The following is an 18,244-nucleotide window of genomic DNA, read 5'->3' on the forward strand; positions in this document are numbered from 1 at the left end:
GACCAGCCCGGATGGGGATCGTTTCCTCGGACGGAGCCGGACCGCCCGGCCCGCGCGCCGGCGGACTTGCGCCGGTGCGTCCACCGCCCCCTTCCGCCTTGGAAGGGCCAGGGCCGAGGAGGCCGCCATGTCCCACGAGGCCGTGCCGGAGACCCCCCGACAGACCGGACCGAACGGACCGGCCGGACAGGCAGCACAGGAGAACGCACACCAGGAGTCCGCGGTACCCGCCCAGGGCGGCGGCGCGCCGAAGGGTCTGCTCCAGCAGATGGAGGAGCTGATGGCGGCGCTGAACGCCGATCTCTCCCGGCTCGACGCCGATCTCCAGTCCTCCACGGACCGCACCGCCGAGGGCGAGCGCCCGTCCTACCGGTCGTCCTGACCGTGCGGGTCCCGCCGCGCAGGGCGGGACCCCACTCGCCTCACCCGCGCCGCCGAAGCGTCCGCTCAGGCCACGCCCGAGGCGGATCCCCGCTCGCGGACCACCATGCGGCGCAGGATCGCCCGCACCCGGTCGCTCGACTCGTCAGCCGCGTCGATCGACTCTATGCACTGCCAGTACAGGGTCTCGTCGTCCGTTCCGCAGGCCACCCCGACCAGGGCTATCCCCACTTCGCCCAGCAGCGCCTGAAGCCCGAGCAGCGCCTGACGGACATCCGAGACCCCGCTCAGCTGCGCCGCCCGCGGCGGATACTCGGGCGCACTGCCCTCGCCGCGCAGGGCGGCTCTGTCGAGCACCCCGCACCCTCTGCCTCCCGCTTCCCCCAGTCCCCGTGCCTCCGATCTCAGCTCCGGCGGCCCGGTGACCGCCAGACAGCTCCCTATCCCCTGCGCGAGCGCCTGGGCCTGCCAGGCCTCGCCCACGATGTCCCACGCAGCCCCACTCTGTGCCAGCGCGTGCCGGCCGGCCGCGATGAGCCGTACCGCATCCATATGCCGTCCCCCGTCCGCACGACATCCCGCCGTCCTCACCACTACCCAGAGTGAGGGCAACAAGCCAGTAAAGCCAGGGGTATTCGGAAAATGTGGACAGAAACGTGATTGTGGATGAGTCCATCACTCCGAAGAGTGACGATTCGATGTCGGTGTACCGGTCACGGGGAAGCGGAGTTCGTTCCTCTCGATCTTCGCGGCGAGCGCATCCAGCACATCCACCCCGAGAACCTCACAGAACTGCAGCAGATACGCGAGCACATCGGCCACCTCATCGGCCACGCGGTGGGCGGTTTCCGGCTTCTCCATGACCTTCGCCGACTGTTCCGGTGTCAGCCACTGGAAGATCTCGACCAGTTCGGCCGCCTCCACGCTCAGCGCCACGGCCAGGTTCTTGGGCGTGTGGTACGGCTCCCAGCCGCGTGCGGCCGCGAACTCCGCCAGCCGGCGCTGCAGTCGGTCCAGCCGTTCGTCGGGCCGTTCGTCGGGCCGTTCGCCGGGCCGCGGCTCCTGGTTCTCGTTCATGCCGTCAGGTCTACCATCGCGACGCCCGGGAGGCGGCGGGCGGCCGCCGCGGTGTCCTCCCCCACCGCCGCCACCAGCCGGATGTGGCCGCGCGCCCCGGACAGCAGGGCCAGGCGCAGCAGCTCGGCGCTCTGGCGCCGGTCCAGGCCGCGGTCGAAGCCGTCGGCCAGCACGGTCAGGGCCTGTTGCGCGGAGAGCAGTTCGGCGGCCGGATCCATGGCCAGCACTCCCGGGCCGGTCAGCAGGACCAGTGCCAGGGCGAGGAAGCGCAGTTCGCCCGCGCCGAGGCGGGCCAGTTCCGTGGCGGGCCGGGTGGGGCCGCGGTCCAGTACGGCCGTGACGGCTCCGCCGACCGCGGGGGCCCGTACGTCGAGGCCGGCGACGGGCCCGGCGCAGCCGGTGCGGGCCGCCCCGGCCAGCAGCGCGTGGCGCGTGCCGCATTCGTGACGGGTCCGGCGCAGTACGTCGGCCAGGTTGGCGCAGTCGCCGAGCAGCCGGCCCTCGCCGGGCGGGACGGCGGCGCGCATCCGGTCCGGGCGGGGGTCACAGGGGAAGACCGAGCGCAGGGCGACCACGACCTGCTCGGCGGCGGCCAGGACCTGTCGCTGGCCGGCCGTGGAACCTGCGACGCGCAGCGGGAGCAGCGCCGTGCCGAGCCGGTCGTCGGGCAGCGGGGCCCGGGTGACGCCGATGGCGCCGCCGGTCAGCCAGGCGGCCTGGACGGAGCGCCGGCCGGGGTCGCGCAGGGCGGTGGCGAGGAGGATCTGCCCGTCCTGGGAGAGCCGTTCGCCGACGATCCGCAGCGAGGGCTCGGCCTGGACGGCGAGGTCGAGCCGGACCGGGCCGGCCGGTCCGTCGACCGTGCAGCCGAGGCGGAATCCGCGCCGCCGCTGGGCGTCGGGTACGGCCAGGTCGGGGATGCGGGAGCGTGGGTCCGGGAAGGCCTCCTCCAGGGTGACGCCGGAACCGAGCCCCGCCAGGGCCTCGTAGGCGGCCAGGGCCTGGGACTTGCCGGTGCCGCTCGGTCCGGCGAAGAGGGTGACGGGGCCGAGCGGGAAGGCCGCCGACCGGTGCGGCCCGAAGGCGGAGAGCCGCAGTTCGGTGACCACGGGCCGCGGATGGCGCTGCGCGGGCCCGGCGGGGGGTCCGGAGCCGGCGGGCCCGGCCTGCGGCGCCACGGCCGGGCCGTCGGCCGGCCAGGCCGGCCCGGCCGACGCGCAGGAGGCGGGGCCCCCGCCCGCGGAGGCGGCCGGTGCCGCGAGAGCGGCGGACCGGTCCCGACCCTCGGCCGCCGGCGGGGCGGCACCGGCCCGCGCACGGGCGGCGCGGGCGGCACGGGCAGCACGGGCGGCGGGAGCCGGCCCGGCCTGTGCCGGAACGGTGGGGGTGCCGGCCGACACTCCGTCGGCCGGGACTGCGTCGGCCGACACTCCGTCGGGCGACGCGCCGTGGGCCGGAGCGCCCTCGGCTAACGCGGCGTCGGGTTCGGCGTCGGGGGCGATTGCGGCGGGGGCGGGGCCCACCGCCGCTTCCAGGATGGCGTCCATGCGCGGGACGGTACGGGCCGCCGGACCCCCCATGGTCCCGGCGAACCGTTCCCTCGCGCGGACCTTCCTACGATCGGGGGACGGCCGCGGCCGCGATCCCCTCGACCTCGGTCCCCACCGGCGCCAGCAGGAAGACGTTCCGGTCCACCCGGTGCATCCCGCTGCCCAGACCGAAGACCACGCCGCTGCTGAAGTCCAGGATGCGCTTGGCCACTTCGCTGTCCGCGCCGGTGAGGTCGAGCAGCACCGGGATCTGCGCGATGAGGTACTCCGCCACCTCCCGCGCGTCCGCGAAGATCTGAACTCTGATCACCACGAAGCGCCGCTGCTCCGCCACCGACGCTCCGGGCGCCTTGGGAATCGTGCGGTGGTCCACCCGGGAGGGCCATTCGTTGCGACTGCGCAGGGGGACCACCTGCGCGAGCCCCTCCCACTGTTCGTCGGTGACGTCGTACCTGCTCACCGGGCCGCCTCGGCCGCGCGCTTCTTGTGCATCCCCCCATCCTCTCGCGTTTCACCCGTTCAGCCCAACAGCGACACGAACCACGCCCGCTACCCTGGGGACGCCCAATGAGTTAGGTTAGGCAAACCTAAGTCGACTTGGACGATGGAGAGATCCGCATGCGCATGTCCGGTGCCCCCGCCACCCCGGCCGCCCGGCCCACCGACGCCGAGCGGATCCGCTCGATCCTGGCCGCCGCCCACTCCATGACGCTGATCACCGACGAACGGCGCACCGAGGTCCGCCATCTCGACGGAGGCGACCCGATGGGGAGGCTGCACCTGCACCCCGCCGAACCGGGCGGCGACGACGAGTACCGGCCCACGATCCGGCTGGAGTTCACCGACGTGGCCCCCACCCCCGTACGCGACCGGGTGCGCGCCCGCGTCACCGTGCTGGGCCGCCTGCTCACCCCGTACTCGGACGAGTCCGCCGAGTCCACCTGCGTGGAGTTCGGCCAGGCCGTCCTGGAAACCGGGCACGGACTCGCGTACGTCGGCCTCGAGGAGCTGGAGGCGGCCCGCCCCGACCCGCTCGCCCCGTACGAGGCGGGCATGCTCACGCACCTCCTCGACGACCACCACGACCTCGTCACCCTGCTGCTGCGCCTGGTCCGGCCGCAGCCCGCCTCCGCCGTCGTGCGCGCACTCCCGGTCGCCATGGACCGGTACGGGATCACCCTGCGGCTGGAGGACAGGCGCGGCCACCGGGACGTGACGCTGCCCTTCCCCTCCCCCCTCGACGGCGTCGAGCAGTCCGGTACGCAGATCCAGGCGCTCTTCGCGGCCGCCCGCCGGAGCTCGCACCGCAACACCCTGCCCGCGTGAGGGAATAGGGTCCGGCGGGGCCCTGTTCGCAACGATCATGAAGGCCATCACGTACAGCGCATACGGAACTGCCGAACGCCTCGAGCTCGTTGACGCACCGGAGCCGAAGGTCGGACCGGGCGAGGTGCTCGTCCGCGTCAAGGCCGCCGGGGTCAATCCGGTGGACTGGAAGCTCGCCGCCGGATACCTCGACCCGATCCTCGAGGTCCGCCACCCCGTCATACCCGGTTGGGACGTCGCCGGAGTCGTCGAGGCGGTCGGCCCGGACACCTTCGACTACGCCGTGGGCGACGAGGTGTACGGCTACGTCCGCAAGGAGTGGGTGGAGCTCGGCACCTACGCCGAACTGGTCAGCGCCCCCGTCCGCACCCTCGCCCGCAAGCCCCGCACGCTGAGCTTCGAGCAGGCCGCGGGCGTCCCGCTGGCCGGCCTCACGGCCTACCAGTCGCTCACCCGGGTGGGCGTCAAGGCCGGCGAGACCGTGGTCATCCACTCCGCGGCGGGCGGCACGGGCTCCTTCGGCGTGCAGATCGCCGTCGCGCTCGGCCTGAGGGTCATCGGCACGGCCGGCGCGCACAACCACGACTACCTGCGCGGGCTCGGCGCCGAACCGGTGCTGTACGGGGAGGGCCTGGCGGACCGGATCCGCGAGCTGGCGCCCGAAGGCGTCGACGCGGCCCTGGACTTCTACGGGGACGACGTCGTGGAGACCCTGCAGTCCCTGGTCAAGGAGCGCGGCCGGGTCGTCTCCATCACCGACCGCCAGGCCGCCGCCAAGGGCGCCCACCAGTTGTGGGTGCGTGCCGACACGGCCGACCTGACGTTCCTCGCGGAGCTGGCCGACGCGGGCGGCCTCACCGTCAACGTGGCGCACGCGCTGCCGCTGGCCGAGGCGGCCAGGGCCTGGGAGCTGAGCGCCTCGGGCCGCACGCGCGGCAAGATCGTCCTGACGGTCTGAGGCGAGGACCGGCACGGGCGGGGGCGGTCCCGCAGGGACCGCCCCGACCGTCGGGGTCGGTCCGCCCGGCCCCCTGCCCTCCCCTTCCCCCGGACCTCAGGACGTGATCGGCCGCAGGTCCCCTCCCAGCGGTGGCCCGATCGCCCTGAGCGACCCGGGCGTGCGGCCCTCGCCCCAGCCGATCTCGCGCCGGTAGCTGCCGAGCAGACCGCGGTCGGCCAGGGCCGCCTCGTCCCGTACGGCCGGGTCGTCCCCCGCCGGGCGGGTCAGCGGCGAGACGAACAGCGCGTCCACCGGGCAGTTGGCCTCGCACAGGAAGCAGGTCTGGCAGTCCTCCTGCCGGGCGAGCAGCGGGATCCCCTCGGGCCCTCGCTCGAAGACGTCCGTCGGGCATACCTCGATGCACTTGTCACAGGTGATGCACCGTTCGCGCGAGACCAGTTCGATCACGCCGCCACCCCCGTGCCCGCCGGGGCCGCGGGCCGGGTCCACACCCGGTCCAGGCCGCCCACCAGGATCCGGTGGTGCAGTGCCGGGTCCTGCCGCGGATGGTCCAGCCGTTTGGCCATCCCCCGGGTCTCGGGCCGGGCGAGCGCGGCCGCGTACATCCACCGCGCGTGCGCCGTCATCGCGGCTGCCTGCCGGGCCCGGACCAGTTCCGCGCCCTCGCCGTGGAGCGTGGCCCGCAGCTGCGACCAGGCCGCGTCGAGGGTGCGCAGCGAGGCGGCCAGGACGTCACCGCGGCGCAGGTAGTTCTTGTCGTACGGGAGCACCTGCGCCTGTACGAGTTCCACGGCCGCGCGGTGCCCGCCCGGCTCGGCCCGGTGTCCCGTCGGGCGCAGCCCCGCTCCGCCGGCGCCGGTGACCGGCCGGTCGGCGGCCCGTCCCGTTCCGAGGGACAGGGCGTGCGCGGCGGCGCCCCGGCCGGCCCAGCTGCCGGAGGAGACGGCCCAGGCGGCGTTGTGGCTGCCGCCTCCGGTGAAGCCGCCGCAGATCTCCTCGCGGGTGGCCGCGTCCCCGGCGGCGTACAGGCCGGGGACGCCGGTGGCGCAGTCGTCGCCGGTGATCCGGATGCCGCCGGTGCCGCGGACCGTGCCCTCGGCGAGCAGGGTCACGGCGAACCGATCGGTGAAGGGATCGATGCCGAGGCGGTCGAAGGTGAGGAAGAAGTTGGGCTGGGCCAGGCGCATGGCGGCCCGTGCCTTCTCGTCGGCGCGGTCGAGGCGCGCGTACACGCGGGCGCCCGTGAGGAGTTCGCGGGCGATCGCCGAGCGGCCGCCCTGGCTGGCCGCGCCCTCCAGCACGCTGCCGTCCTCCTGGTAGAAGGTGGCGAAGGAGTAGAAGGCGGTCTTGGTGACCGAGGTGCCCTCGGGGGCGATGCCGTAGGCGTTGGAGAACTCCATGCCGGAGAGCTCCGCCCCGGCCTCGGCGGCGAAGAGCGCGCCGTCGCCGGTGTTCGTGTTGGTGCCGAGCGCCCCGCTGAGGAAGGCGCAGCCGCCGGTGGCGAGGACCACGGCGCCGGCCCGGACCCGGTAGTGCTCCCGGGCCTGGCGGCGGTACCCGGCGGCGCCCGCGACGGCGCCGTCCGCGTCGGTGAGCAGTTCGGTGACCGGGCTGTGGTCGAGGATCTCGACCCCCGCGCGGCGGATCCGGATGCGCATCCGCCGCATGTACTCGGGTCCTTGGAGGCCGTTGCGGAGCGGCCGGCCGTCGGGCCCGGTGGGGAAGGGGTAGCGGCCCTCGGTGGCCAGCTCGTTCATCCGGTCGTACGTCTCGTCGAGTACGCGGGCCATCCAGCGCCGGTCGGCCAGGTAGCCCCCGAGGCCCTCGCGGGAGGCCATGGCCGCCTCGCGGGCGGCCGGCTCGGGCGGCACGTACCAGACGCCGGTGCCGCCGGCGGCCGTGGCGCCGCTCGTCCCGCAGTAGCCCTTGTCCGCGAGGACGACCCGGGCCCCGGCCCGGGCCGCCTTGAGGGCGGCCCAGGTCGCGGCCGGTCCGCCGCCGACGACGAGGACGTCGGTCACGTGATCGGTCATGCGCTCCCCCTGGTGTGGCGGTTGGCCGGCCGGGCCAGGCCGTAGTTCTCGCGGAGGGTGCGGCCGGTGTACTCGGTGCGGAAGAGGCCGCGCCGCTGCAGGATCGGCACGACGTGGTCGACGAAGTCGGTCAGGCCCGTGGGCAGGACGGGCGCCATGATGTTGAAGCCGTCGGCGGCGCCCTGCGTGAACCACTCCTCCAGCTGGTCGGCGATCTGCTCGGGGGTGCCCGCGAAGGTGCGGTGGCCGCGGCCGGCGCCGAGGCGGGCGATCAGCTCGCGCAGGGTGAGGCCGTCACGGCGGGCGAGCTCGGCGACGAGGGTGAAGCGGCTCTTGTTGCCGTTGACGTCCCGCTCCTCGGGCAGGTCGGGCAGCGGGCCGTCGAGGGGCAGGCCGGTCAGGTCCACGTTGAGCATGCCGGAGAGCTGGGCGAGGCCGTACTCCGGCACCTGGAGGTCGGTGAGCTGCTGCTCCAGGGCCTTCGCCTCGGCCTCCGTGGAGCCGATGACCGGGGCGATGCCGGGCAGCACGAGCAGGTCGCCCTCGGTGCGGCCGTACTTGGCGAGGCGGGACTTGAGGTCCTTGTAGAAGGTCTGGCCGTCGGCGAGGGTCTGCTGCGCGGTGAAGACGGCCTCGGCGTACTGGGCGGCGAACTCCTTGCCGTCCTCGGAGGAGCCGGCCTGCACGAGGAGCGGGTGGCCCTGGGGCGAGCGCGGGACGTTGAGCGGTCCGGCGACACCGAAGTACTCGCCCCGGTGGGCGGCGGGGTGGAGCTTGTCGGTGTCGGCGTAGATGCCGGCTTCCTTGTCGAGGACGATCGCGTCGTCCTCCCAGCTGTCCCAGAGCTTGGTGGCGACGTCGAGGAACTCGCGGGCGCGGTCGTAGCGGAGGTTGTGGGCCAGGTGCTCGTCGCGGTTGAAGTTGCGGGCCTCGTCGACGGTGCCGGAGGTGACGATGTTCCAGCCGGCGCGGCCACCGCTGATGTGGTCGAGGGAGGCGAACTTCCGGGCGGTGTTGAAGGGCTCGTTGAAGGTGGTGGAGACGGTCGCGATCAGCCCGATGTGCTCGGTGACGGCCGCGATGGCGGACAGCAGGGTGAGGGGCTCGAAGCCGCCGAGGGCGTTGTAGCGGGCCTTGCCCCAGAGGGCGAGCCCGTCGGCGAAGAAGATGGAGTCGAGCCGTCCGCGCTCGGCGGTGCGGGCCAGTTCCTGGAAGTACCGCAGGTCGGTGACGCGTTCGGGGGTGCTGTCGGGGTGGCGCCAGGCGGCGTCGTGGTGCCCGGCGTTCATGAGGAAGGCGTTGAGGTGGAGGGTCCGGGGGGTGGTGGTCATGACTGTTCCTCGTGGGTCAGGTGGTGCGAAGCGGGGGCCGTCGGTTTCGGCACCGGGCGGCGGTTGGGCGGCGGGCGGTGGCGTCGGGCACCGGGCCGGGACGCGTCGGGCCGGGACGCGTCAGGCCGGGACGCGCCAGGTGCTGAGGCGGCGTTCGATGGTGACGAGCAGCTGGTTGAAGGCCACGCCGATGGCGGAGATGGTGACGATGCCCGCGTACATCTGCGGGATCGCGAAGTTGAACTGCGAGGCGTTGATCAGGTAGCCGAGGCCGGCCTTGGCGCCGATCATCTCGGCGGCGACGAGGACGAGGATGGAGACGGCGCCGGCGAGCCTGATCCCGGTGAAGACCGCCGGTACGGAGGCCGGGAGGATCACCTTCTGGAACAGCCGGGGCGTCGAGAGGTCCATCGACCGGGCGAGCCGGACCAGGGTGGGATCGGCGTTGCGGACGGCGCTGATGGTGTTGAGCAGGACGGGCCAGAGGCAGGCGTAGACGACGATCGACACCTTCGAGGTCTCGCCGATGCCGAGGAGCAGGACGAACACCGGGAGCAGCGCGAGGGCCGCGGTGTTGCGGAAGACCTCCAGCAGCGGCCCGAGGAAGTCGGCGAGCGGCCGGTACCAGCCAATGAGCAGGCCGAGCGGGACGGCGACGGCCACGGCGATGCCGAAGCCGCCGAAGGAGCGGATCAGGCTGGCCTGGGTGTGGTCGGCGAGCTGGCCGTCGCCGGCCAGCTCCCACCAGGCGACGGCCACCTCGCTGATGGGAGGCAGGAAGGTGGCGTCGACCAGGCCGGCGCGCGGGGCGAACTCCCAGAGGGCGACCAGCGCGAGGATCGCGGCGCTCCGCACGGCGACGGCCTTCAGGGCGCGCACGACGGCGAGCGCGGCGGTCCCCGCGCCGGCGGCGTCGATGTCGGCCTTGCGGGCCGGGGCCCCGCCGGGTGCGGGCTCGGCATGCCCGGCCCCGGGCACGGTCTCGGCCGTGCCGCGGGCGGTCCCCGGGTCCGGGACGGCAACGGGACCGCTCCCGCGCCGGGCCGAAGCCTGAGCCTCGACCGTGCCGGCGGCGGACTGCGCCGGGCCGCGGGCAGACCCCGGGCCCGGGACGGCAACGGGACCGCTCCCGCGCCCGGCCGAAGCCTCGGCCGTGCCGGCGGCGAACTCCGCCAGGCCACGGGCAGGCCCCGGGCCCGGGCCGGCCACGGGACCGCTCCCGCGCCGGGCCGAAGCCTGAGCCTCGGCCGTGCCGGCAGCGGACTCCGCCGGGCCACGGGCGTTCCCCGCCTCCGGGACGGCAACGGGACCGCTCCCGCGCCGGGCCGAAGCCTGAGCCTCGACCGTGCCGGCGGCGGACTGCGCCGGGCCGCGGGCAGGCCCCGGGTCCGGGACGGCGACAGGACCGCTCCCGCGCCCGGCCGAAGCCTCGGCCGTGCCGGCGGCGGACTCCGCCAGGCCACGGGCAGACCCCGGGCCCGGGACGGCAACGGGACCGCTCCCGCGCCCGGCCGAAGCCTCGGCCGTGCCGGCGGCGGACTCCGCCGGGCCACGGGCAGGCCCCGGGTCCGGGACGGCGACGGGACCGGTCCCGCGCCGGGCCGGAGCGGCCGGGGCCTTGGGCTCGGAGGCTCCGTCCGCGACGGCGTTCCCCGCCTCCGGGACGGACTCGGCCGGGCTGGAGGCGAGGGCGGACTCGGCCAGGGCGGAGTCCGCCGGGCCGCGGGCGGTCCCCGCGTCCGGGGCGGTCCCCGGGGCCGGGGCGGGACCCGCCGGGGCCGGGGTGGTCAGGGGCGTGGTGTCGGTTCCGGTGGTCATGCGGCTGCCGCCTCCTTCTCCAGTTGCTGGGCGCGGGCCACCTCGTCGTGGAGGAGGTTCCAGATCTCGTGCCGGTAGCGGGCGAACTCCGGGCTGGACCGCAAGGCCTCCCCCAGCAGTCCGTCGCGGTCGCCGAAGGAGACCGGGACGACCTCCTTGACCCGGCCGGGCCGGGAGGTCATGACGGCCACCCGCTGCCCGAGGTAGACCGCCTCCTCGATGCCGTGCGTGATGAAGACGACGGTCTTGCCGGTGCTCTGCCAGATGCGGCGCAGCTCGTCCTGGAGGGACTCGCGGGTCTGCGCGTCGAGCGCGGCGAACGGCTCGTCCATCAGCAGCACGTCCGGGTCGTACGCCAGTGCGCGGGCAATGGCGACGCGCTGGCGCATGCCTCCGGAGAGCTGGTGCGGGTGCCGGTCCTCGAAGCCGGTCAGCCCGACCAGGTCCAGGAACTCCTTCGCCCGGGCCGCGCGTTGGCGGCGCGGCACACCGGTGGCCTCCAGGCCGAACTCGACGTTGCCCTGGGCGGTGCGCCACGGCAGCAGTGCGTACTGCTGGAAGACGATGCCCCGGTCCAGGCCCGGCCCGGTGACCGGCTTGCCGTCGAGCAGGATCCGCCCGGCCGTCGGGGCCGCCAGGCCGCCGAGGAGGTCGAGGAGCGTGGACTTGCCGCAGCCGCTGGGGCCGACGACCACGAGGAACTCCCCGCTGCGGATCTCCAGGTCGATGCCGTCGAGGGCGGTGAAGTCCCCGAAGGTCTTGCGCACTCCCTCGAACACGATCTCCGTCATGGTGGCCGTCACCCCTTTCCGTATGCGTTGAACTCGTTGGTGTAGAGGTCGGACGGCTTGAACTGCCCCTGCTTGATGTCGCCGCGCTCGCCGAGCCAGTCGAGCCACAGCTGGAACTCCTTGTCGGGGATCCGGCCGCCCGTCTCGGCGATCCCGTACGAGCGCCAGTACTGCAGGGCGGTGGTGTCCTCGTTGCGGCCGCGCTTCTTGACGATCTCGGTCATCCGGGCGACGGCCTCCTCGCGCGGGGTGGTGCGGGACCACTCGATGGCCTTGGCCACGCCCGTCACGAAGGTCCGTACGGTGTCCGGGTTCTGCTTGATGAACCGCTCGGTCATGATGTAGGTGCCCGCGCTGAACGGGCCGAGCAGCTCCACGTCGCTGAACAGCGGGCGGATGCCGCCGCCGGCGACGGCCTTGTCGCGCAGGATGCCGGTGAGCACCCCGACCTCGATCTGCTTCGCGCGCAGCGCCTGTTCGGTGTTGACGGGCGGTATCACCAGGGCCTCGACCTTGGCCGCGTCCGCCTTCGAGAGGCCGTTGCGGCTGAGGTACGTGTCGAGCAGCGCCTGGTAGTGGGCGCCCAGGGTGTTCATGCCGACCTTCTTGCCGATCAGGTCCCGGGCGGAGCGGATCGGGCTGTCCTCCAGGACGAAGTAGCCGGCGTAGGAGTACTGGTCCGAGCCGTAGGAGGAGATGACCGCCTTGATCGGCGCCTTGCCGGCGGCGAGCTTGATGACCGCGCCGTTGAAGGCGCTGCCGAAGTGGGTCTGGCCGGTGGCGGCGGACTGGATGTCCTGCGGGCCGCTGATGGTGTTGCCGACCCATTCGAGCGTGACGTCCTCGAAGTAGCCGAGGTCGGCGGCGAGTTCGGGGAGCGTGACCGCACCGACCGAGCCCTGGTACTTCAGGGTCTTGACCTGCGAGCCCGATCCGCCGCCCGTGGCGGTGGCCGTGCCGCAGCTCACCGCGGCCGCCGAGATGCCGAGCAGGGTCAGGAACTGGCGTCGGGAGGTGCGGGTCGAGGTGAATCCTGCGGGCATGACGAGGTCCTTGTCGGTGCGGTTGCGTGGTGGCGTCGGGTTGCCGGGTTGTCGTGTCGTGTCGTGTTACGGAGCGGTGGTGAGCGCGGCGGTGGCGGGCGCGGCGCGCAGGGCCTCGGCGAACTCGTCGACCGCCTGGAAGAGGTCGAGCTCGGCCTCGGGCCGCAGCCGGTCCGGGCCGGAGCCGCGCTCGACGGAGGAGTCGAGGACGAACCGGCCGGCGGTGACGTGCCGGGCGCCGAGGGCGGCGAGCACGGGGCGCAGGGCGTAGTCGATGGTCAGGACGTGGGCGAGGCTGCCCCCGGTGGCCAGCGGGAGGATCGTTTTGCCGGCGAGGCCGTCCTGCGGGAGCAGGTCGAGGAAGGCCTTGAGCAGGCCGGTGTACGAGGCCTTGTAGACCGGGGTCGCGATGACCAGGCCGTCCGCCTCGGCCACGGCTTCGAGCGCCCGGCGGATCTCGGGCTCGCCGCGGCGGGCGGCGAGCAGGTCGGCGGCCGGGAGCTCGCGCACGGACAGGTGCGCGGTCCCGAAGCCGGAGTGGGACAGGCGGCGCAGCACGTGGTCGGCGACGACGGCGGTACGGGAGTGGGCGGAGGGGCTGCCGGTGATGGCGAGCAGGTGGGGCACGGGGGGCTCCTTGGGTGACGTACGGGGAGCGGGCGGGGCGGAGGGTGCGGGTGGTGCGGGTGGTGCGGGGTCAGGCGGTGGTGGAGGCGGTGGTGGAGGCGCCGGACGGGATGCCGAAGGCGGGGTCCGGGACGGTCTCCGGGCTGATCAGGCGGGAGGGCTCGCCGTCGGGACCGACCGGGACGTCGCCGTCGACGGTGACGCGGCGCAGGGTGCGCTCGTGGTCGTCGGAGTCGTCCACGCCGTAGTGCTGGGTGGCGCGGTTGTCCCAGATGGCGACGTCGCCCGCCTGCCACTGCCAGCGGACGGTGTTCTCGGGGCTCTCGATGTGCGACTGGAAGAGGTCCTGCAGGACGCGGGAGTCGCGGCCGGTGAGGCCCTTGATCCGCTGGACGAAGTTGCCGAGCAGCAGGGTGCGTTCGCCGGTCTCGGGGTGGACGCGGACCACCGGGTGCTCGGTGAGGAACTTGGTGGAGGTGAACACCTCGCGGTACTGGGCCAGGGCCTCGGGGAGGGCGTCGGGCTTGAGGGCGGCGTAGTCGTATTCGTTGGAGTGCACGGCGCGCAGGCTGTCGGCGAGGGTGCGGAGCGGTTCGGGGAGGTTGCTGTAGGCGGTGGCGGTGTTGGCCCAGAGGGTGTTGCCGCCGTACGGGGGGATGGTGACGGCGCGGAGGATGGAGAAGGCGGGGTAGGCGGGGACGAAGGTGACGTCGGTGTGCCACTGGTTGGCGCGGGCGCCGTGGTGGGAGTCGATGCCGAGGGCGTAACGGCCGTCCGCCGAGGGGACGGTGGGGTGCGCGACGGGTGCGCCGAGCAGCGCGGCGAAGGCCTCGTGGGAGGCCTCGTCGAGGTGGTCCTGGCCGCGGAAGAAGACGACCTTGTGGGCGAGGAGGGCGGCGCGGATCTCGGCGACGGCGGCGTCGGGCAGGTCGCCGCCGAGCCGTACGCCGCCGATCTCGGCGCCGATGCGGCCGCCGATCTTGGTGACGGTGACGGTGGGGGCGGGAAGGGTGGTGGCCATGGGAGCTCCCTGCTGAGGACTGGCTGCGGGCGGGCTGGTCGCCGCAGCGGCGGAACGATGTGACGTGACGTGACGTGGCGTGACGTGGCATGGCGTGGTGCGGTGCGGGTGGTACGGCTGCGGGCGCCGGCCCCCGAAGGCGCGGAGGCCCCTCGGGAGCCCGGCCGCCCCGCCGTCGGCCCCTCGGCAGGCTCCGGGCGAGCGGCCCCGCATACGGACCCCCGCCCGGCGGACGAACCCGGTAGGGCGAGCCGCCGGGGAGCCGTCCAAGCCGCACCGGCGAGGCACCCCGCCGGTGAAGCCGGACCGCCGGCGAGGCCCGTGGGACACCCCGGCGGGGTGACCGTCCCGGCCGAAGCCCCCTGGCGGGAGAGCCGTCGGGACCTCCGCGGCGAGGCGCACCGCGCCGGGGGTGGTGCCCACGGCGCCCCCCGCACCCCTAAGGCCCAGGCGGGCGGGGAACTCGCCGCGGTCACCCACGCCGGAACGGCACCCCTGAACGAGCACCGTCCCCGCGGGTTCCGGCGGAGCACCCCCACCTGAGCGGCCCCGCCGGAACGGCCGCCCCTGTTCGGGCACCATCCCGGCCGGACAACCCCGGCGCGAGCTCTCCCCCGACGGTCCCGGTGAAGCACCCACACCTGAGCGGCCCCGCCGGAACAGTGGCCCTGGTTCGGGTGCCGTTCGGGTCGGACAACTCCGGGGCGGGGCCCGGTGGGTTCCGGTGAGGTGTCCGCCAGGCGGCGCCGCGCGGGTTGCCCTGCCGGAACGGCGGCCCCTGGGTGGGGACCGTCCCGGTCGGACAACTCCAGTGCGATGGCGCCCCGTTGGGTGCCGGTGAGGCACCCGCCGGAGCCGTCCTGCCGGGAGGGCGGCCCCGGGTCGGGGAACCATCCCGGTGCGGTACCGGTCTGGCGTGGCGGGGTTTCGGTGAACAGCCGTTGGGGGCGTCCCCCGGCCTCGGCCCCTGTCGGGCGCCCCGGTCAGGGGGCCGAGTCGGGGTGGGGCGGCGGTGCGGGGCGTCCCCGGTCAGGGGAGCCGGGTCGGTGAGCCGCCTCGGGAAGGCAGCCCTCGGGCACCGGTCTGGTGACGTGTTCGTCCTGGGACGGCGGTCCTGGTGGACGCCGGCCCGGGAGAGCGCGCCCCGGGACCGGTCCGTCCGGGAGGACGCGTCACGGGGTGGGCCCGTGGGGCGGGGTCCGGGAGGGCGTGCGGGCGGGGGTCAGGCCGTGGGGGCCGGACAGCGGCCCGGACACTCGCCCGGCTCGGTACAGAGACAGAGGCCGGGGGTGTGGAGCCGCGTGGCGAGAAGTTCGGTCGCGGACATGGCTCGGAGACTGTCAGCGCCCCCGCCGCCGGTCAACCCCCTCCCGCGGCTCCCCCGGGTGGCTGGAACGAACCTTTCACCTGACTCCGTACACCTGCTGTGACCTGCGCGTTCCGTCGGGCAGACAGATCATCCACATGACCGTCGGCGGCCGAAAATCCATGGCTGGATTTCACGACCCCGCAACGCCGCCGCCACGGTTGACCCTCGACCTGGTGGAGGGCGCAGAGTTCGGGGTGTGGAGAGCGAGATGCGCAGCATTGGCGAGATGGCCCGGGACAGCGGGCTGAGTGTCGGCACCCTGCGGTTCTACGACGGGGCGGGCGTGCTGGTCCCGGCCTGGGTGGATCCGGTCAGCGGCTACCGCTGGTACGGCCCCGAACAGCTCGAAGAGGCCGGCCTGCTGGCCCGGCTGCGGCGGGCCGGCATGCCGTTGGCGGACATCCGGCTGGTGCTGGCCGGCTGGTCCGGTGCGGACACCGACCTGGTGCGGAAGCTGCTGGAGGCGCACCTGCGCCGTCTCGAACGGGGGCTGTCCGATGCCCGCAGCGCGTTCTCCGCCGTCCGAGCGCTCCTCGATCGCAGGGAGAAAGACCCGATGACCGCACCCCGCGCCGCCGCCACCGCCACCGCCACCGCCACCGGCACCGGCGCCACCGCCACCGTCCGGCCCGCCGTTTCCGCCCGCGAGCTGGCCGCCGCGCTGGACGCGGTCCGCTTCGCCGCCGGCACCGATCCGGAACTGCCGATGCTCGGCGGCGTCCTGTTCGACGTCGAGGGCGACGTGCTCCGCGTCGTGGCCACCGACCGGTACCGGATGGCCGTCGCGCAGGCCGCCACCACCGGCTACGGCGGCCCCCGCGTGCAGGCCATCGTGCCGGCCCCGCTCGCCGACGCGATGCGGGCGCTGCTGACCGGCGACGCCCCGGTCCGGCTGGCCGTGGACGGTGACCGCGTGACCCTGGAGGCGGGTGACCGTCAGACGGCCGGCCGGTGCGTCGACCACGAGTTCCCCGACTACCGTCGCCTCGTCCGCGTGCCGGCGGGGCGCCGCGTCCTTGTCGATGTCGCGGCTTTCCGGGAGGCGGTGGAGACCGGTGCGGTCCGTACGGGTGAGGCGCTCGGGCAGGACGGTGTGACCTGCGACCTCACCGTGCTCAAGGTGACCGCAGACGGTGGGGTGGGCGTCTGCGAGGACGGCGACGACGACCCGGCCCGCGTCGCCGTCAACCGTGACTTCCTGCTGGACGCCCTCGCCGCCGGAGCCCGGGACCAGCTGGTCCTGGAGATCGGCGCCCCCACCGCGCCGCTGGTGATCCGCCGGACCGACTCCGAGGACGACTTTTCGCTGCTGATGCCGGTCCGCCTGGAGGACTGACCCCCGGCCCGCCCGGGGGGGCCAGACACCTCAGGCCCGGGTCCAGGCGCGCAGGAGCGACTCCCGCTCGGCCGGCCCGGGCGTGCCCTCCCCCGCGTGGTCACGGCCCCAGGCCTCAAGGGTCCGGGGGTCCGCCGTTCCCGCGACGAAGCGGTCGAGCAGCTCCTGGGAGAGGGCCGCCTCCCCGGCGCCGTAGCCGGCGACCGCGGCGTGCACCGTCACCTCTTCCGGCCCGTTCTCCGTCTCCAGCCGCAGGGTCATCTCGGGCGGCTCCTCGCCGGTGAAGGCGCCGAGCGCGGCCGAGACCACCGCCCCGAGGAGCTTCGAGGCGCGGCCCGACGGGCCCTCGACGGGCACGTCCTCGACGACCGCGGAACGCAGTCCTTCCCATGTCCACGCAACGTTGCCGTCGGGGTCCACCGCTTCCGGCCCGTCGCCGGTCAGCCGCACGCAGCCGCCGAGGGCGTCGGGCGGAGACCCCACGTACACCCCGTCCGGAGTGATCCAGAACAGTCCGACCATCGCCACAACCGACTCCCGCCACTCGCCCCTCGCACCACGGGCGCCACCGGCCCGCCCCCCAGCCGTACCGCCCGGGCGAAACGGAGCACCGCAGACACGCCCGGGGCGGGCCCGTCCGGATGCCTTCGGACCCGTCGGGACGGACGCTGGAAGGGCGGGCCGGGAATCCACGCGTGATCGTCTGTCCCCGGCGCCGCCACCACGTCGGAGGAAGTGATCTGCATGACCGACCGTTCTCGGACGCACCGCCTCCTGCTGCTCTCCGCCTCGGCCGCCCTGGTGACCGCGGGCTTGCTCCCCGCCGCCCCCGCGCTCGCCGCCCCCACCCCCGCCGCCCCTCCGGCCGCGTACGTCGACGCCGTCACCGCGGCGCCCGCCGTGGAGTGGGTGAAGACCACCGATCCGCCCAGCGGGATCACGGCCGAGCTGCCCGGAAAGGCCAAGGTGCGCAAGGCCTCCGTGCCCACCGCCGGCGGCGAGTCGGTGGAGGCCCGCGGGTACGGACTGGACACCCCAGAGGGCACCGTCGGCTTCACCGTCCACGACGTGCCCGGCGACCAGCTCTCCCTCGACGAGGCCCTCAAGGGCTTCACCTCCATGTACGAGCAACTCGGCGGCGAGCCGCTCACCAGCACCGACGTCAAGAAGACGACGGTCGACGGCCGCCAGGCCATCGACGCACGCCTCACCACCGAGGAGGACGGCGAGCACCTGGTCGGGTGGGTGCGCGTGATCGGCGATGACGACCACCTCGTGCAGGTCCTGACCCTGGGTCCCGAGGCGGACGGGAAGTCCCTGAAGGAGACGCACGACCGGGTCGTCGACAGCCTCCGCATCCCCTGACCAGGGTCCCGGGCCCTGTGACCGTAGCCGGACCGGACCCGGAACCGGCGCTTCTGTCGGAAGTCTTCAATCCGGCGGCCGCCGACGTGAGCGGGCGGGGCGGGCGTCCCAGACGGGAGAGGTCCCCGGCGGAGCGGGGCGCCGCGACGGAGCGCTCGCCCGGCCGTGGAGATCTCCGGCGGGTCGTGGTAACGCGCGCGGGTCCGTCCCTACTC

18 protein-coding genes are annotated in these 18,244 nt (G+C 74.4%); 5 read left to right on the top strand and 13 right to left on the bottom strand.

Annotated elements, in window-relative coordinates; genetic code table 11:
- Nucleotides 1–142 precede the first annotated feature (142 nt).
- Nucleotides 143–382: a hypothetical protein gene (locus ACZ6JT_RS28655; RefSeq protein ID WP_469214437.1), complete on the top strand. Its 240-nt coding sequence runs from the start codon at nt 143–145 to the stop codon at nt 380–382.
- Nucleotides 383–447: 65 nt separating this feature from the next.
- On the opposite strand, the gene ACZ6JT_RS28660 is transcribed toward ACZ6JT_RS28655, so the two are convergent.
- From ACZ6JT_RS28660 to ACZ6JT_RS28675, 4 genes are all read right to left on the bottom strand, one after another.
- The gene (locus ACZ6JT_RS28660; protein ID WP_469214088.1) at nt 448–933 is read right to left on the bottom strand and encodes a DUF6099 family protein; all 486 of its coding nucleotides are present in this window, start codon (nt 931–933) and stop codon (nt 448–450) included.
- A gap of 123 nt (nt 934–1,056) precedes the next feature.
- Nucleotides 1,057–1,458 (bottom strand): nucleotide pyrophosphohydrolase, encoded by a 402-nt coding sequence (locus ACZ6JT_RS28665; RefSeq protein WP_469214090.1) that lies wholly within the window; start codon nt 1,456–1,458, stop codon nt 1,057–1,059.
- A complete protein-coding gene (locus tag ACZ6JT_RS28670; protein WP_469214439.1) occupies nt 1,455–2,636 on the bottom strand; it encodes an AAA family ATPase in 1,182 nt (393 codons plus the stop codon). Before ACZ6JT_RS28670 ends, ACZ6JT_RS28665 begins: the two co-directional genes overlap by 4 nt.
- Nucleotides 2,637–3,072: 436 nt before the next feature.
- Nucleotides 3,073–3,468 (bottom strand): cell division protein SepF, encoded by a 396-nt coding sequence (locus ACZ6JT_RS28675; RefSeq protein ID WP_030721444.1) that lies wholly within the window; start codon nt 3,466–3,468, stop codon nt 3,073–3,075.
- A gap of 158 nt (nt 3,469–3,626) precedes the next feature.
- Between ACZ6JT_RS28675 and ACZ6JT_RS28680 the strand changes: the two genes are divergently transcribed.
- Together ACZ6JT_RS28680 and ACZ6JT_RS28685 are read left to right on the top strand one after the other, a co-directional pair.
- Nucleotides 3,627–4,334: a DUF2470 domain-containing protein gene (locus tag ACZ6JT_RS28680; RefSeq protein WP_469214092.1), complete on the top strand. Its 708-nt coding sequence runs from the start codon at nt 3,627–3,629 to the stop codon at nt 4,332–4,334.
- Between the two features lie 37 nt (nt 4,335–4,371).
- On the top strand, nt 4,372–5,292 hold the full coding sequence (locus tag ACZ6JT_RS28685) for an NADP-dependent oxidoreductase (protein WP_469214094.1): 921 nt from the start codon (nt 4,372–4,374) through the stop codon (nt 5,290–5,292).
- A gap of 96 nt (nt 5,293–5,388) precedes the next feature.
- Here ACZ6JT_RS28685 and ACZ6JT_RS28690 read toward each other — a convergent pair whose 3' ends face one another.
- The 8 genes from ACZ6JT_RS28690 to ACZ6JT_RS28725 all read right to left on the bottom strand — a co-directional run bounded on the left by ACZ6JT_RS28690 (nt 5,389) and on the right by ACZ6JT_RS28725 (nt 13,959).
- On the bottom strand, nt 5,389–5,742 hold the full coding sequence (locus tag ACZ6JT_RS28690; RefSeq protein ID WP_469214096.1) for a 4Fe-4S binding protein: 354 nt from the start codon (nt 5,740–5,742) through the stop codon (nt 5,389–5,391).
- The gene (locus tag ACZ6JT_RS28695) at nt 5,739–7,328 is read right to left on the bottom strand and encodes an FAD-dependent oxidoreductase (RefSeq protein ID WP_469214097.1); all 1,590 of its coding nucleotides are present in this window, start codon (nt 7,326–7,328) and stop codon (nt 5,739–5,741) included. The genes ACZ6JT_RS28690 and ACZ6JT_RS28695 overlap by 4 nt, the downstream gene beginning before the upstream one ends.
- On the bottom strand, nt 7,325–8,659 hold the full coding sequence (locus ACZ6JT_RS28700; protein ID WP_365477219.1) for an LLM class flavin-dependent oxidoreductase: 1,335 nt from the start codon (nt 8,657–8,659) through the stop codon (nt 7,325–7,327). Before ACZ6JT_RS28700 ends, ACZ6JT_RS28695 begins: the two co-directional genes overlap by 4 nt.
- Before the next feature lie 120 nt (nt 8,660–8,779).
- Nucleotides 8,780–10,477: an ABC transporter permease gene (locus ACZ6JT_RS28705; protein ID WP_469214099.1), complete on the bottom strand. Its 1,698-nt coding sequence runs from the start codon at nt 10,475–10,477 to the stop codon at nt 8,780–8,782.
- On the bottom strand, nt 10,474–11,268 hold the full coding sequence (locus ACZ6JT_RS28710) for an ABC transporter ATP-binding protein (RefSeq protein WP_469214101.1): 795 nt from the start codon (nt 11,266–11,268) through the stop codon (nt 10,474–10,476). The genes ACZ6JT_RS28705 and ACZ6JT_RS28710 overlap by 4 nt, the downstream gene beginning before the upstream one ends.
- An 8-nt stretch (nt 11,269–11,276) precedes the next feature.
- Nucleotides 11,277–12,311, bottom strand: a complete 1,035-nt coding sequence (locus tag ACZ6JT_RS28715; protein WP_469214103.1) for an ABC transporter substrate-binding protein — start codon at nt 12,309–12,311, stop codon at nt 11,277–11,279.
- A 66-nt stretch (nt 12,312–12,377) separates the two neighbouring features.
- Nucleotides 12,378–12,938: an NADPH-dependent FMN reductase gene (gene ssuE, locus ACZ6JT_RS28720; protein ID WP_469214105.1), complete on the bottom strand. Its 561-nt coding sequence runs from the start codon at nt 12,936–12,938 to the stop codon at nt 12,378–12,380.
- A 70-nt stretch (nt 12,939–13,008) separates the two neighbouring features.
- Nucleotides 13,009–13,959: a TauD/TfdA dioxygenase family protein gene (locus ACZ6JT_RS28725; RefSeq protein WP_469214107.1), complete on the bottom strand. Its 951-nt coding sequence runs from the start codon at nt 13,957–13,959 to the stop codon at nt 13,009–13,011.
- 1,577 nt (nt 13,960–15,536) lie between these two features.
- On the opposite strand from ACZ6JT_RS28725, the gene ACZ6JT_RS28730 reads away from it, so the two are divergent.
- Nucleotides 15,537–16,664, top strand: coding sequence for a DNA polymerase III subunit beta family protein (locus ACZ6JT_RS28730; RefSeq protein ID WP_469214108.1), 1,128 nt, complete (start codon nt 15,537–15,539; stop codon nt 16,662–16,664).
- Nucleotides 16,665–16,694: 30 nt separating this feature from the next.
- On the opposite strand, the gene ACZ6JT_RS28735 is transcribed toward ACZ6JT_RS28730, so the two are convergent.
- Nucleotides 16,695–17,192 (bottom strand): hypothetical protein, encoded by a 498-nt coding sequence (locus tag ACZ6JT_RS28735; protein ID WP_469214110.1) that lies wholly within the window; start codon nt 17,190–17,192, stop codon nt 16,695–16,697.
- A 216-nt stretch (nt 17,193–17,408) separates the two neighbouring features.
- Between ACZ6JT_RS28735 and ACZ6JT_RS28740 the strand changes: the two genes are divergently transcribed.
- On the top strand, nt 17,409–18,029 hold the full coding sequence (locus ACZ6JT_RS28740; RefSeq protein ID WP_469214112.1) for a hypothetical protein: 621 nt from the start codon (nt 17,409–17,411) through the stop codon (nt 18,027–18,029).
- Nucleotides 18,030–18,244 lie beyond the last annotated feature (215 nt).

The sequence above is a fragment of the Streptomyces sp. NPDC046308 genome, from assembly GCF_055588065.1.